The sequence below is a fragment of the Actinoplanes subtropicus genome (assembly GCF_000721705.1).
Lineage (GTDB): Bacteria > Actinomycetota > Actinomycetes > Mycobacteriales > Micromonosporaceae > Actinoplanes > Actinoplanes subtropicus.
Map to the genome: position 1 here is coordinate 51,374 of NZ_JOJL01000020.1, position 14,250 is coordinate 65,623.

Annotated in this window: 14 protein-coding genes and 1 pseudogene; 7 read left to right on the forward strand and 8 right to left on the reverse strand. The window is 73.1% G+C overall.

Features of this window, described 5'->3' with window-relative positions; all coding sequences use genetic code 11:
- Window positions 1-32: 32 nt before the first annotated feature.
- Both IH26_RS0125495 and IH26_RS64610 read right to left on the reverse strand, forming a co-directional pair.
- A complete protein-coding gene (locus IH26_RS0125495; RefSeq protein WP_030438761.1) occupies window positions 33-950 on the reverse strand; it encodes a ketopantoate reductase family protein in 918 nt (305 codons plus the stop codon).
- 212 nt (window positions 951-1,162) lie between these two features.
- Window positions 1,163-1,450: pseudogene (locus IH26_RS64610) on the reverse strand (calcium/sodium antiporter); the annotation flags it as partial.
- A 101-nt stretch (window positions 1,451-1,551) separates the two neighbouring features.
- Here IH26_RS64610 and IH26_RS0125505 point away from each other — a divergent pair.
- A complete protein-coding gene (locus tag IH26_RS0125505; RefSeq protein WP_030438762.1) occupies window positions 1,552-3,024 on the forward strand; it encodes a potassium/proton antiporter in 1,473 nt (490 codons plus the stop codon).
- A gap of 10 nt (window positions 3,025-3,034) precedes the next feature.
- Here IH26_RS0125505 and IH26_RS0125510 read toward each other — a convergent pair whose 3' ends face one another.
- Both IH26_RS0125510 and IH26_RS0125515 read right to left on the reverse strand, forming a co-directional pair.
- On the reverse strand, window positions 3,035-3,298 hold the full coding sequence (locus IH26_RS0125510; RefSeq protein WP_030438763.1) for a UBP-type zinc finger domain-containing protein: 264 nt from the start codon (window positions 3,296-3,298) through the stop codon (window positions 3,035-3,037).
- Entirely contained in the window at window positions 3,295-4,848 is a 1,554-nt protein-coding gene (locus IH26_RS0125515; RefSeq protein WP_030438764.1) for a Na+/H+ antiporter, read from the reverse strand. The genes IH26_RS0125510 and IH26_RS0125515 overlap by 4 nt, the downstream gene beginning before the upstream one ends.
- A 77-nt stretch (window positions 4,849-4,925) precedes the next feature.
- On the opposite strand from IH26_RS0125515, the gene IH26_RS0125520 reads away from it, so the two are divergent.
- Genes IH26_RS0125520 through IH26_RS0125540 form a run of 5 tightly spaced genes read left to right on the forward strand, consistent with a single transcriptional unit; the run spans window position 4,926 to window position 9,967 of the window.
- Window positions 4,926-5,921: a 3-oxoacyl-ACP synthase III family protein gene (locus IH26_RS0125520; RefSeq protein ID WP_030438765.1), complete on the forward strand. Its 996-nt coding sequence runs from the start codon at window positions 4,926-4,928 to the stop codon at window positions 5,919-5,921.
- Window positions 5,918-6,640, forward strand: coding sequence for a glycosyltransferase family 2 protein (locus IH26_RS0125525; RefSeq protein WP_084599058.1), 723 nt, complete (start codon window positions 5,918-5,920; stop codon window positions 6,638-6,640). The genes IH26_RS0125520 and IH26_RS0125525 overlap by 4 nt, the downstream gene beginning before the upstream one ends.
- Window positions 6,640-8,064 (forward strand): class I adenylate-forming enzyme family protein, encoded by a 1,425-nt coding sequence (locus tag IH26_RS0125530; protein WP_034215944.1) that lies wholly within the window; start codon window positions 6,640-6,642, stop codon window positions 8,062-8,064. The genes IH26_RS0125525 and IH26_RS0125530 overlap by 1 nt, the downstream gene beginning before the upstream one ends.
- Complete coding sequence (locus IH26_RS0125535; RefSeq protein ID WP_030438767.1) at window positions 8,061-9,128, forward strand: cytochrome P450 family protein; 1,068 nt, start codon at window positions 8,061-8,063, stop codon at window positions 9,126-9,128. The genes IH26_RS0125530 and IH26_RS0125535 overlap by 4 nt, the downstream gene beginning before the upstream one ends.
- Window positions 9,125-9,967, forward strand: a complete 843-nt coding sequence (locus IH26_RS0125540; RefSeq protein ID WP_030438768.1) for an NAD-dependent epimerase/dehydratase family protein — start codon at window positions 9,125-9,127, stop codon at window positions 9,965-9,967. Before IH26_RS0125535 ends, IH26_RS0125540 begins: the two co-directional genes overlap by 4 nt.
- Here the strand turns inward: IH26_RS0125540 and IH26_RS0125545 are convergent.
- Window positions 9,954-10,547 (reverse strand): RAD23 family protein, encoded by a 594-nt coding sequence (locus tag IH26_RS0125545; RefSeq protein WP_157437385.1) that lies wholly within the window; start codon window positions 10,545-10,547, stop codon window positions 9,954-9,956. The genes IH26_RS0125540 and IH26_RS0125545 overlap by 14 nt on opposite strands.
- A 64-nt stretch (window positions 10,548-10,611) precedes the next feature.
- A complete protein-coding gene (locus IH26_RS0125550) occupies window positions 10,612-11,253 on the reverse strand; it encodes a hypothetical protein (RefSeq protein WP_030438770.1) in 642 nt (213 codons plus the stop codon).
- Window positions 11,254-11,445: 192 nt separating this feature from the next.
- Between IH26_RS0125550 and IH26_RS0125555 the strand changes: the two genes are divergently transcribed.
- Window positions 11,446-12,351, forward strand: coding sequence for a proteasome assembly chaperone family protein (locus IH26_RS0125555; protein WP_030438771.1), 906 nt, complete (start codon window positions 11,446-11,448; stop codon window positions 12,349-12,351).
- On the opposite strand, the gene IH26_RS0125560 is transcribed toward IH26_RS0125555, so the two are convergent.
- Together IH26_RS0125560 and IH26_RS0125565 are read right to left on the reverse strand one after the other, a co-directional pair.
- A complete protein-coding gene (locus IH26_RS0125560) occupies window positions 12,284-13,081 on the reverse strand; it encodes an alpha/beta hydrolase (protein WP_051808494.1) in 798 nt (265 codons plus the stop codon). The genes IH26_RS0125555 and IH26_RS0125560 overlap by 68 nt on opposite strands.
- Window positions 13,082-13,106: 25 nt before the next feature.
- Entirely contained in the window at window positions 13,107-14,186 is a 1,080-nt protein-coding gene (locus tag IH26_RS0125565) for a serine hydrolase domain-containing protein (RefSeq protein ID WP_245665503.1), read from the reverse strand.
- Between the last annotated feature and the right edge of the window lie 64 nt (window positions 14,187-14,250).

Here is a 14,250-nt window from a genome sequence, read left to right on the forward strand (position 1 = left end):
ACGACTGTCCGGTTGCCCGCTGTTCGATACCTTCAGCCGGCCCGCTTGGTGGCGTAGATGCTCAGATTGGTGTACGCGGCGGACAGCATCGGCGCCGGCACGTCGTGCTTGGCCGCCTCGGCCAGCAGGTCGCCGAGAATCGCGTCGGCCTCGACCGGCAGCCCCTGCGCCATGTCCCGGTACATCGACGACGTCCGCGGCCCGTCGGTCGCCAGGTTCTGCCGCACCACGTCGACGGCGGCCGGGCGCGGCTCGTGGCCGGCCGCGGCGGCGATCGCGATCGCCTCGTTCGCCATCCGGGTGCCGAGGTCGGGCCCGCCGGGCGCGGCGTTGATCTCACCGATCGTGGCCCGCATCAGCGTGGTGAGAGCGGCCGCGGCGGCCAGGTAGACCCACTTGCCCCACATGTCCTCGACGATCGTGCGCGACGGGTTCGAGTCGAACTCCTCGCCGGAGAGCGCGAAGGTCACCTCGGGCAGCCGCTCGTCCTCGCCGCCGTCCAGCGGGCCGTAGCCGATCCGGTGCAGCCCGGACATCTGCACGACGTCGCCGTCCTCGTCGACCGTCGCCTCGATCAGGCAGACCCCGCCCCAGGCCCGCTCGGCGCCGAACGCGGCCCGCAACTCGTCGACGTGCCGCATGCCGTTGAGCAGCGGCACGATCACGGTCCGCGGGCCGATCGCCGGCGCCATGTCGATCATCGCCTGGCCGAGCGCATAGCTCTTCACCGCAAGAACGACCAGGTCGTACGGGCCGTCGACGGTGTCCGCGGTGATCAGCCGGGGATGCGAGACGGTCTCACCGCGCGGCCCCTTGATCCGCAGACCGCGCTGGTCGAGCACGGCCCGCCGCCCCGGCCGCACCAGAAACGTGACGTCCTTGCCGGCCTCGGCCAGCCGCCCGCCGAAATACCCACCGGTCGCGCCGGCACCTACGAAGAGAGTCCGCACCCACCCATCTAACTCGAAACCCACCTTCCGGACCCACCCCTCCCGCCGACGCGGCCGCCCCGGCCTTCGTCCTGATGTCCCCGGTCGGCAGACAACATCGCGCCGATCCGGTGGTAACCGTGCAGTCCTGCCGCTACCCGAGCAGCGGCAAGGTGCCGGCGTAGGCGGCGATCAGGATGCCGACCTCGACGCGGGTGACGCGATGGCCGCGGAACAGCAACAGCCAGCGCCGCCGCTCCGAGGATGAGGGTGAGGTTGACGATGTTGGAACCGACGAGATTGCCGATCGCGAGACCACCGTCCCCGCGCGCGGACGCGACGCCGGACACGAGAAACTCGGGGGTGCTGGTGCCCAGGCCGATGACCACCACGCCGACGACCACCGGCGCGATCCGCAGCATCGCGGCAAGCCGGCCGGCGCCGAGCACGAGCTGGTCCGCCGCCACGGTCAGCAACAGCAGACCGAGCAGGCCGAGACCGATCCCCACCGTCGTTGCCACCCGCTGCCTCCTGGCGCCGGGAGTGAGTCCGGTCAGAGCATGATATTTGGTCGGACCGCGGTGAACCGGCCGACCGCAACGCCGCGATAGCGTGACACGTCGTGAAGGATGTGGCGTCTTTCGGCTGGGACGTGCTCGGGGTGTCGCTGGTCGTCGTGGCGGCGATCCTGTCGAACCGAGTCAGTGATCGGATACGCATCCCCGCGCCCGCGCTGTTCCTGGTCGGCGCGGCGATCGCCGCCGACCTGTTCCCCGCGCTCGCCTCGATGCGAGTGCAGACGGTCCAGAACGTGGTCACCGTCGCTCTCATCATGATCCTTTTCAACGGCGGGATGGGCATCGGCTGGCGGCATCTGCGGCCCAACGCCGGCGCCGTGCTCTGGATCGGCGTGGCCGGGACCGCCGTCACCGCGGCCGGTCTCGCCGTGTTCGCCCACGCGGTGCTGGGCTTCGGCTGGCAAGTCGCCCTGCTGCTGGGCACGGCCCTGTCCCCCACCGACCCGGCCGTCGTGTTCTCCGTGCTGGGCCGTCGCGAGATCGTGGGACGCTCGGGCGTCCTGCTGGAGGGCGAGGCCGGCGCCAACGACCCGGTCGGCATTGCTCTCATGGCGGTGCTGGTCGGCACCGTCGGGCTCAGCGGCGGCCACGCCGTGGTGGAGGGGCTGGTCGAGTTCCTCCGGCAGATGGCGATCGGCGGCGTGGCCGGGGTGGCCTCCGGTTGGCTGCTGCTGCGACTGATGCGCCGCATGGCGCTGCCCAGCGAGGCGTTGTACCCGATCCGCACCCTGGCTTTCGCCGGCGCGGTCTACGGCCTTGCCACGGTCGCCGGCGGCTCCGGATTCCTCGCCGTCTTCATCGCCGGGATCGTCGTCGGCGACGCCAACGCGCCGTACAAACGAGAGATCGAGCGGTTCCACAGCGCCCTGGCGAGCCTGGCCGAGGTCGTCGCCTTCGTGGTACTCGGCCTGACCGTCTCCCTGCGCGATCTCCCCACGGTCCACGCGCTGTGGCCCGGTCTGGTCATCGCTGTCGTGCTCACCCTGCTCGTCCGGCCCGTGCTGGTCGGCCTCATCTCGCTGCCCGTCCGGTTGCGCACCGGCGAGCGGGTATTCGTGCTCTGGGCCGGCCTCAAGGGTGCCGTGCCGGTGCTGCTGGGCACCTTCGCCTTCACCGCCGGCGTCCCGGACGCCCAACGCATCTATGAGATCGTCTTCGTCGTGGTCACCTTCTCGGTGATCGTGCAGGGCGGCCTCGCCCCCACCGTGGCCAAGTGGGCGAAGGTGCCGATGCGCAGCACCGAGCTGGAACCGTGGGCGCTCGGCATGCGCTTCCGCGAGGAGCCCACCGGCCTGCGCCGCTACCGGGTGGCCACGGGCTCGACCGCCGACGGCAGCTCCATCGCCGAGCTACCCCTCGGCGAAAGCCTGTGGATCAGCATGATCAACCGCGACGGCCGCCTCGTTCAGGTCGCCCATGACACCGTCCTGCGAGCCGGCGACGAAATCCTCGCGCTCGCCGACACCGACGGCAACGGCCGCGATCCCGGCGCGATCTTCACCGCACCCGGCGACTGAGGACCGGAGCTCAGCCCAGCAATTCGTCGGCGTAGCACCAGCGCCACTTTTCTCCGGGCTCGAAGGAGCGCATCACCGGGTGGGCGGTGGCTTCGTGGTGGGCGGACATGTGGCGGCGGGGCGACGAATCGCAGCAGGCCACCGTGCCGCAATCGAGGCACAGGCGCAGGTGGACCCATCCGGTGAAGCCGTCGGCCACGCACTGCGGGCAACCGTCCTCGTAGGCCGACTGCGGGGCCGGGTCGCCGGCCGCCGCCAGGTGCTGGCAGGTCAATCGTCACTCCGTTGCAGCTGGGACTCTTCCAGGTCGAGTTCGCGCTGGGCGCGGGTCAGCACCTCCTCGGGGATCCGGCCCTCGTTGCGGGCGATCTTGAAGACGTGCCGTTCCGCGCTGATCATCTCGCGACGCAGCCGACCGTACGCCGCCGAGGGGGTCTCCTGCTGCTGATTACCGAGCCGTTCCCACGCGTTGTTGGAGCGGGACTCGACCAGCGCGCGGAGGCGGTCGACCACCTCGGTCGGGGCGCCGTCCGCCTCCTTCTCCAGGGCGGCCAGCGCGGCCCGGCTGGCCTGATGCTGCACCCCGGCCTCGGCCAGGGCGTCGGCCGTCGTGGTGTCCTGCCGGACGCCGAGCCGCACCGCGAGCCACGGCAGCGTCGTGCCCTGCAGCAGCAACGTGAAAACGATCACGGCGAAGGCGATGAAGATGAACAGGTCCCGGAACGGCGAAGGGTCCAGCGTCTGGGCGGCGGCCAGGGTGACCACGCCGCGCATGCCGGCCCAGGCGATCACGGTCGGCGAGGTCCACGGCGGCCGTTCCTCCCGGCGGCGGATGCGCGGGATCAGCCGGACCAGGTAGGTCGCCGGATACATCCAGACGAAGCGGACGACGATCAGGGCGCCGATCACCGCGGCGGTGACCGCGACGGTCGTGCCCACATCCGTCTCGATGCTGTTGCCGATGCTCCGCAGTTGCAAGCCGACCAGGAGGAACACCACGCCCTCGAGGAGGAACGTGGTCAGCCGCCAGACCGCCTCCATCTGTAGCCGGGAGGTCGGCGACAGCAGGTACGGGATGCGGTGCCCGAGATAGAGCCCGCAGACCACCACCGCCACCACGCTGGAGCTGCGCGCCACCTCGGCGACGATCACCACGACGAACGGGATGAGCAGGGACACCGCGTCCTCCAGCAGCGGGTCCTCGATCTTGCGGTGCAGCTTGGCGGCGACGATCGCCGCGACGAGCCCGATCAGCACGCCGCCGCCGGCCTTGAGCGCCACCTGGCCGGCGATCGGCCAGAAGCCCACCGCGGCGCCGGAGAGGGCGCCGACCGAGATGCGCACCAGCACCAGCGCGGTCGCGTCGTTGAGCAGGCTCTCGCCCTCCAGGATGGTGACCACCCGGCGGGGCAGGCCGACCGAGCGGGCGATCGCGGTCGCCGACACCGCGTCCGGTGGGGCCACGATCGCGCCCAGGGCCACGCAAGCGGCGTACGGGATCTGCGGCAGGATCCAGTGCACCACCGTGCCCACCACGAACGCGGTGACCAGCACCAAACCGATCGCGAGCAGCAGGATCGGGCGGATCTGCCGGCGGAACGCGGGCACCGAGGTCTGCAGCGCGGCCACGTAGAGCAGCGGCGGCAGGATGCCGATCAGCACCAGCTCGGACTTGAGGTGTGCCTGCGGGAAGCCCGGCACGTACGACAGCGCCAGGCCGGCGACCAGCAGCACCAGCGGCGCCAGCAGGCCGAAGCGGCGGGCCAGAGCCGCGCCGAGGACCGAGATCGCCACCAGCACGACCACGTCGACGATGCTCTCCATGCCGGGAAGCTTAGAGACTTCAAGATGAGCACCCCTACTCACGCCCGAGGCACGCCGGATACGGAAGGCTGTCGCCCATGAATGTGGGGATCACCGGGATCGCGTACGCCCTGCCGGCCCGCGAAGTAGCGACCGGCGAACTGCAGCGCACCATCGCGGCGGCCAGCGGGCTGACGCTGCCGCCACGGATGTTCGAGCAGGCCACCGGCATCAAGCGGCGCCGGATGGTGGCAGACGGGGAGTACGCGTCGGACCTCGCGATCGACGCCGCCACCAAGGTGCTCGCCGACACCGGCACCGACCCGCACGACCTGGACCTGCTGCTGTTCGCCAGCGCCACCCGGGACATGGCCGAGCCGGCCACCGCGCACGTGGTGCAGGCGGCGCTGGGCAGCCGGGCGCACGCGCTGGACGTCACCAACGCCTGCAACAGCTTCCTCAACGGCATCGACTTGGCCCGGTCGATGATCCTGGCCGGCCGGGCGCGCCGGGCCCTGGTGGTGACCGGCGAGACGCCGACCCGGGCGATGCGTTCCCGGGTGGACGGGCTGGCCCAGGCCCGGACGGCGTTCGCCGGGTTCACCTTCGGCGACGCGGGGGCGGCCGTGCTGGTCGAGCCCGTCGCCACGGGCGGCATCGTGGACGTGGACAGCGAGACGCACTCCGAGCACTGGTCGGCCGGCGGGATCTTCGGCGGCGGCTCCCGGCACCCGCGCGGCGACGAGCACACCTACTTCACCGGCGACGGGCACCGGCTGCGCCGGATCTTCGAGCGGATCGGGGCCGGCCTGATCGAGCGGGTGGCGCTGCGCACCGGGTACGCCTGGGACGACTACGCCCGGGTGCTGGTGCATCAGGTGACCCGGCCGTACCTCGAGCACTTCGTCCGGGTGGCCGGGGTGCCCCGGGACAAGCTCGAGGTGACGGTCGACGAGCTGGGCAACATGGCGTCGGCGACGCTCGGGGTGCAGCTGGCCCGGGTGCGGCCGGCGCTGGAGACCGGCGACCGCGTGCTGCTGGTCGGCCTCGGCGGCGGGGTCAGTCTGATGACCATGGTCTGGGAGGTGTCGTGACGGCGCCGCTGTGGGTCGTGGTGCCGGCGTACAACGAGGCCGCCCGGATCGGCGACACCCTGCGGGCCCTCGCGGCGCAGACCGACACCGACTTCACGCTGCTGGTGGTCGACAACGGCTCGACCGACGACACGGCGTCGGTGGCCCGGTCGTTCGGTGCCCAGGTGCTGGTGGAGCCGGAGAAGGGAGTGGGCTGCGCGGTCGACACCGGCTTCCGGCACGCGATCGCGCGCGGTGCCGTCCACCTGGCCCGGACCGACGCCGACTGCGTGCCCGCGCCGGGCTGGGTCGCGGCCGCCCGCCGGGCGCTGGCCGAGAGCGGCGGCCTGGCCTGCGGCCGGATCGTGGCCCGGCGGGACGAGCATGGGCCGCTCGGGCGGGGCTTCTTCCGGGTGCTGGTCGGGCTGGCGGCGGCGTTCGGGCGGCTGCGGCCGGCGCACCGCGGCGACGAGTTCCTGGCGCCCTACCGGATGCACGCCGGCAACAACATGGCGATCACGGCCGGCCTGTACGAGGCGTGCGGGGGCATGCCGCGGCGGCCCTCCCCGACCGACCGCGCCTTCCTCAACCGGGTGCGGCGCACCACCGCGGCGATCGTGCACAGCCGGCAGATGGTGGTCGCCAACTCGACCCGGCGTCTTCGCGCCTACGGCATCGTCGGCACGGCGAAGTGGTACCTCGACCGCGGCAGCGGCACGTTGACGGCGGACCCGCGCTGATGCTGGAGCGGCTCCTTTCCGGGTTGCGGCCCGGCGACGACCGTCCGGCGCTGGCCGGGCGGGTCACTCGCGGTGAGCTGGCCGAGCTCACGCACGGCTACGCCGTGGCGCTGCGCGAGAAGGGCCTGGCCGCGGGCGAGACCATCGCTTTGGCCGTACGCCCGGGGCCGCGCTCGCTGGCGGCCATGCTCGCGGCGTACCGGATGGGGCTGCGGATCGCGGTGCTCGATCCGACCGCCGGCCCGGACGTGTTGCGCGCCCGCCTCGCGACGGCGACGCCCCGGCTGATCCTGGCCGACGCCGCGGCGCAGGCGGTGGCCGGCTGGCTGGCGCCGCTGGCCCGGCGCGCGCATCTCGCCCTGCCGCCGCTCGACTCGCTCGCGCCGGTGGTGACGATCGGCCGTCGCCTGCCCGGGATGCCGCCCGTGATGCGCCCGCTCCCGGGGCCGCCGCCACCGGCCTACGACGGCGACGGCGACGCGGTGATCGTCTTCACCTCGGGGACGACCAGCCGGCCACGGGCGGTGGTGCACACCCGGCGGTCGCTGTCGGCGGGGATGACCGCGGTGCACGACCTGGTGCGGCCGGTGCCGGACCTTCCGGTGCTGGGCGGGACCTTTTTCGTCCTGCTGCCGTCGCTGGCCGGCGGGGCGCCGGTGGCGTTGCCGTCACGCCGCCGACTGGGCCGGCAGATCCGGGCGCTGCGCCCGCAGGCCACCTATCTGACGCCGCCGCAGTTGCGCGCGGCGCTGGCGGACGGGGTTCGCTTCACCGGGCGGGTCTACAGCGGGTCGGCGCCGGTCAGCGCGGCCCTGCTGGCCTCGGTACGGGCAGCGGGGGCCGCCGAGGCGTGGGGCGTCTACGCGCTGACCGAGGTCTTCCCGGCGGCCGCAGTCGAGTCCGCGTCGAAGTCGGCCTTCACCGGGCCGGGTGACCTGGTCGGCGACCTGCTACCCGGCGTGACGGCGACCACCGACGCAGCGGGTCAACTCCTGCTGGCCGGGCCGACGGTGGCGGACCGGTACCTGGGCGAGGAGCCCTTCGACCGGGTGGCGACCGGCGATCTGGGGGACATTTCGGACGGCCGGGTCGTGCTCGGCGGTCGGCTCAAGGACATGATCCTCCGGCGGGCCGAGAACATCTATCCGGGCCTGTACGAGCCGTCGCTGCACCTTCCCGGCGTGGAGTTGGCGCTGCTGGTGGGCGTGCCGGCCGAGGACGGCGACGAGCGGGTGGTGGCGGTGATCCAGCCGGCGCCCGGTTCTGCGGAGGCCAGCCTCCGGGTGTCGCTTCGGGAGCCGCTGGCCCGGATGGGTGCGGCCCGCCCCGACGCGGTCGTCTTCGCGCGCATTCCGCTGGCCGGCCGCTCGCGCAAACCGGACCGCGCGGCCACCGCCCGCCTCGCCGCGCGGGCCACCGCGTGAGCTCCGCCGCCCGGGCGCGGGACCGGCGCGTCTACCTGCTCGGCCATCCGGTGCTGTTCGCGCTGCTCGCGGTCCTTCGGCGGAAGCCGGTGCGGAGGCTCGGCGGCACGCTGCTCGTGAACGACCGGGAGGCCTGCCTGACCGCGCTGACCCGGATTCCGCTCGACCGCACGGCCGAGGGCACGACCGGGGGTGCGGTGGATCGGCTGGCGGGCGCCGGCGGGCTCTTCGACCAGCAGGGCGACGACCACCGGCGCACCCGGCGGGACGTCGCCGAGCGGCTCGGCGCGGCCGGCGTCGAGCGGCTGCGGCCGGTCTGGAACGGGCTGCTCGACGAGCGCCTCGCCCGGCTCGCGGAGGGCGGCACGGTCGACCTCGTCCCGCTGGCCGCCGAGATCGCCGGGGCGACCGCGGCGGCGCTGCTCGACCTCGACGTGGATCCGTTCGAGCTGGCCGCGGCGGCCCGGGAGGCCGGCTCGGCGGCGGCGCGTGCCCACCTCCCGGGGCCGGCCCGGCGGCGGGCGGAGCGGCGGGCCGAGGCCGCGGCGGGACGCCTGATCGCGCTGGCCGGGCCGGGCGACGGCGGGCTGGCGGCGACGCTGGCGGTCGCCGCGGTGAACACGACCGTCGCGGCGCTTCCGCGCTCCGCGGCCTGGGTCTGCGATGACGGACTTTGGGCGTACGCAAGCGAGGTTTTGCTGGTCGACGAGCTGTTGCGGGTCACCTCGCCGACGCCGCTCCTGCCTCGCGTGGCCGCCGCCGGCGGCGAGATCACTCCGGGCTGCCCGGTCCGGAAGGGGGATCGGATGCTGCTGATCGTCCGGCACGCGGTGGACGCGCACCGGCGCGATCCCGACCCGGCGAATCCGGCACCGGCCCGGCAGGCTCAGCTGGTCTTCGGGGCGGGGACGCATGCGTGCCCGGGCGCGCGCCTCGCCCGGCAGCAGCTCGCCGACCTGCTGGCGGCCCTCGCCCCGCACCGGCCGGTCGTGGTGCGCGCGAAGGCCGACCGTCGCTCGGCGCTTCCCGGCTGGCGGTCACTGGTGATTCGGGGAACGGCATGAAGATCGCGATCACCGGGGCATCCGGCTTCTGCGGCGGCGTGCTGGCCAAGCAGGCGGCCCTGATGGGCGCCGACGTGCTGTGCGTGGGACGCCGGCCCGGCCCGGTCGGCAAGCACCTCCCCTGGGACGCGACCGTCGATCAGCCCGATCTCGGGGACGCCGACGCGGTCGTGCACCTCGCGGCGGCCGTAGGCGACCCGCGGCCCGGGCGCCGCACCGAGGAGGCCTTCCGCAGCGTCAACGTCGACGGGACCCGCCGGCTACTGACCGCCGCGGCCGGGCGACCGGTCGTCTGGGTGAGCAGCGCCTCGGTCTATCGGCCGGGGCCTTATCGAACGCCGGTGCGCGAGGATCACCCCGCCGATCGGCAGCGCACGGCTTACGGGCGTACGAAAGCAATCGGTGAGGAAATCGCCCTGGCCGGCCACGCGGTGGTGTTGCGGCCCCGCGCGGTCTACGGCGCCGGCGACCCCCACCTGCTGCCGCGCTTGCGACGGGTCGTGCACGGCGGACGCGCCTGGCTGCCCGGCCCGGACGTGCCGCTGAGCCTGACCGCCGTGGAGAACCTGGCGTCGGCCTGCCTGGCCGCGATCGGCTGGCCGCCCGGCGCCTACAACGTCGCCGACGACGTGGTCTACCGGCGGGACGAGGCGGTCGAGACCGTCCTCGGCGTGCCGGTGCGGCACGTCCCGCTGACGGTGGCGCGGGTGGCGGCGCTGCTCCCCGGCCGGACGCTCACCCGATACAGCGTCGACCAGGTCACCGACGGGATGGTGCTGGACCTCGGCAAGGCGCTGGCCACCGGATGGCGGCCGGCGAAGACCCTTACGCCGTCGTGACCACCCCGGAGCGGGCGACCGTCGAGGCCTGCGTGCCGTCCCGGCCCAGCATGGTGGTGACCGCGTCGACCGAGAAGACGTAGCGGGTCTTCGCGTCGAGGCCGCTGACCGTCGCGGTCAGGTAGCCGCAGCCCGTGCCGGGCGTGACCACGGTCCAGCCGACGTCGCGCTGCTGCCCCACGAGCACGTCCTGGGAGATCGCGGTGATCCGGTACTCGACCAGGTACGAGCCGCCCGGGTTGTAGAAGGTGACCGCGGCGCTGGTGGTGCCGGGGACGACGGTGGCGCCGCCGATGTCGTGCGAGGCGTCCGGCGGGCAGTCGGTCGCCGAGCCGGTGGGCGTCGGGGTGACCGAGCCGGAGGGCAGCGGCAGGAAGCCGGTCGGGAAGGTGCTCGGCGTGGCGGTGGCGACCGACGGGGACGGGGACGGGGTGGCGCTGCCGGAGACGGTGATCACCCAGGGTGTGCCGCTCGGGGACGGCACCGGGCTCGCGACGCTGCTCGCCTTGCAGCCGCCCAGCACCAGCGGCGCGCAGATCATCGTGCCCAGCCAACAAATGCCCAGCCAACGACGGCGCACCGGCCCGCCCTCCCCGTGTCTCGAACCGCTGTCGCGGATCAGATCGACCGGAGAGTCCAGAGCCTTAGACGGTACGGAACTGGGCGCGTGCCCGGGCGGCGAGCTCCCGCGTGGCGGCCGAGGTGACCCAGGCGGCCCGCTTCGCGAACACCCGGCGGGCCGCGTGCAGGCCGGCCATCTGGCCCAGGCGGTAGCCGAGCTTCATCATCACGCCGGTCAGCGGCCGGTCGCACACCTCGGTGAACAGGCGGCTGGCCCGCTCGCGGCCGGCGGCGACGCCGAGGGCCGTGCGGGCACTCTCGGCGCCCTTGTGCACGCGCTGCAGCACCAGCAGGTCGGCGGCGCGCTCGGGGGCGGCCGGGTCGAGACCGTACGCGGCGGCGATGTGCAGCACCATCCGCGACTGGGTCCAGGCCAGCACGCCGACGTCGAGCACCGCGGCCGGCAGCCCGGTGGCGCCGGAGACACTCCCGGAGATGCGGGCCAGCGTGGTGAAGCGGCGCACCGCCGCGGCGGCGAGGGCATCGCCGGTGATGCGCGGATTGTCCAGGCGGCAGCGCGCGGCCCAGGAGGCGGCTTCCGGCCCGAGACGACGCACCGCGTCCAGGGCCAGGTGTTCGGGCGCATACTGCGGATCTGACTTCATGCGTGACCAGAGCGGCCCGAGGGGCGCGACGGTCTCGGGGAGCGTGGCGGCTTCGCTCATTCCGATCTCTCCGTTGGGGGGTGGGAAGGATCCGGAGACTCCATTGTGCCGTGCACATGCACGTGCACGCGAGGGGTGAAGATCGGTTGTATCCGGGCTGAGACCTAGATCGCATCCGCCGCCGCCGGAATGAAGCCCGGCTCTACGTTGTTACCAGCAGTTACCCGCCTTTCTGCACAGGAGGTCCTCGACGTGCTCGATCCGACGGAGCTCTACGAGCTGGCCGACGACCTGCCGGCCCTGGACGAGCCGGTGCTCGTGCAGGCGCTCACCGGGTTCGTCGACGCGGGCAGCGCCATCCAGCTGTTCCGCGAAAACGTGCTGGACACCCTGGAGACCAGGGTCGTCGCGACCTTCGACCTCGACCAGCTGCTCGACTACCGCTCCCGCCGCCCTCCGATGATCTTCATGGAGGACCACTGGGAGTCCTACGAGGCGCCCAGCCTCGCCCTGCACCTCGTCCGCGACCAGCTCGGCAAGGAGTTCCTGATGCTCGCCGGCCCCGAGCCGGACCTGCAGTGGGAAAGGTTCATCGCCGCGGTCTCCGGGCTGATCGAGCGGTTCGGCGTGAAGCTGACGGTCGGGCTGAACGCGATCCCGATGGCCGTGCCGCACACCCGGCCGGTCAGCGTCACCGCGCACGCCACCGACCAGCGCCTGCTCGGCGACCGCGAGTCCTGGCTGCAGCGGGTGCAGGTGCCGGCGAGTGTCGGGAATCTGCTCGAGTTCCGCCTGGGCGAGCAGGGCAAGGACGCGATGGGGTACGCGGCGCACGTCCCGCACTACCTGGCCCAGACCAACTACCCGGCGGCGGCCGAGCTGCTCACCGACTCGGTCTCGGGCAGCACCGGCCTGGCCCTGCCCACCGGGGCGCTGCGCAAGGCCGCGGAGCTGGTCCGCGCCGATGTGGACAAGCAGATCGCCGACGACGAGCAGGCCGCCCGCCTGGTGAGCTCGCTGGAGGCGCAGTACGACGCGTTCCTGCGCGGCCGGGAGAACAACCTGCTGGCCGAGTCGGACACGCCGCTGCCTACCGCGGAGGAGCTGGGGGCCGAGCTGGAGCGCTTCCTGGCCGAGCAGAGCCGCGACGACTCCTGAGCAGGAAGTCGAGGACCACCTGGATCTCCCGATCCCAGTAGGGCCATTCGTGCCCGCCGGGGCCGAAGTCGGCGTCGAGCTCCACGCCGGCCGCGGCGCACGCGGCGACGAAGCGTTCGTTCTGCTTGACCAGGTGGTCCTCGGTGCCGCAGCGCAGCATCAGCCGCGGCAGGGTCGCCGGGTCCGCCTCCTTGACCAGGTGCATCAGGTCCTCGTCGCCGCCCGCGACCTTGCGGTCGGGGAAGACCCGGGCGACCAGGGCACGAATGTGCGGCCGCAGATCGAATTCCTGGATGTACGCGAGGTCCAGCGCCCCGGACATGGCGGCCGCCGCACCGAAGCGCCACGGTTCGCGCAGCGCCCACTTGAAGGCGCCGTAGCCGCCCATCGAGAGCCCGGCCACGAACGTGTCCTCCCGCCGGGTGGATACCTTGAAGAACCGGTCGACGGTCTCCGGCAGTTCCCCGGTCAGAAAATCCCAGAACCTCATCCCGTACGCCTCGTTGGCGTAGAAACTCCGGTGCACCTGGGGCATGACCACGGCCAGGCCACGGGCCGTCGCGTAGCGCTCGATCGAGCTGAAGCGGGTCCAGGCCGTGTCGTCGTCGGTGAGCCCGTGCAGCAGGTAGACGACCGGCGGCGGCGCCTCCCCCTCCTGCGGGAGCACCACGGTCATCGCGGTCTCCAGTTCGAGCGTCTCGGCGGCGAAGTCAACTCGGAGCAGGGCCATGCCGACCAGTCTGCGCGTACCACGCCTAGATGAGCGCCATCGCCTCCCACATGGCCATCGCGAGCTCCAGACCTCGTACATCCGAAAGGGTGTCGGCCATCTTGTTCGGGGTGTAGGCGAACGTCGTGCGGGCGTCGAGGTCGACCAGCACGAGCGAGCCGCCCAGGCCACCCCAGTAGAGCGTGTTCGGGTTGGGCATCATCCCGTTGCCGACGGCGAAGCCGAGCCCGAAGCGCAGCGGCAGGCCCAGGATGAGATCGCGGCCGTCGACCTGCACCTCGAGCGCGCGGCGGGCGACGGCCTCCCGCTCCGTGACCAGCAGGGCGAGCGCCTGGGCCAGCGAGCGGGCGTTGCCGGTGCCGTTACCGGCCGGGATCTCGGCGGCCCGCCAGGCCCGGCTCCCGGTCACCGCCACGTCGATCACCGGGTTGGTCGAGGCGTTGACCTGCAGCGGGGTCGGCTCGGCGAACATCGTCACCGCGGTCGCCGGCGGGATCATCTCGGCGACCCGGGCATCCTCGGCGGCGGGCAGCCCGATGTGGAAGTCGGCGCCGAGCGGCCCGGCGATCTCCGACCGGAAAACCGCTCCGACCGTACGCCCGGTGACGCGCCGCACGACCTCACCGACCAGGTAGCCCTGGGTCACGACGTGATAGCCGCTGGCCGTGCCGGGCACCCAGAACGGGGCCTGGGCGGCGAGCAGGGCGGTCGCCTTCTCCCAGTCGTACAGGTCCTCGACCGTGACCGGCTCGGCCCAGCCGGACAGGCCGGCCGAGTGGCTGAGCAGGTGGGCGACGGTGACCTCGCCCTTGCCGCCGGCGGCGAACTCCGGCCAGTACCGCCGGACCGGCGCGGCGACGTCGAGCTCACCGCGGTCGGCCAGCAGCAGGGCGGTCAGCGCGGTCATCGTCTTGGTGCAGGAGTAGACGTTGAGGATCGTGTCGGCCTGCCACGGCCGGGCGCCCGCGGCGTCGGCCCACCCGCCCCAGAGGTCGACGACGGTCTCGCCGTCGACGGTCACGGACAGCGCGGCGCCGCCGTCGGCGATGCTCTTCTCGAACACCGCGGCAACGGGCGCGAACCGGCCCTCAGCGAAGCCCTGCACGGCACGCAGTCTCCGGGCACGGACCGGACGACGCCACCGGTTTTCCCAGCCAGCCGGTGTTAAT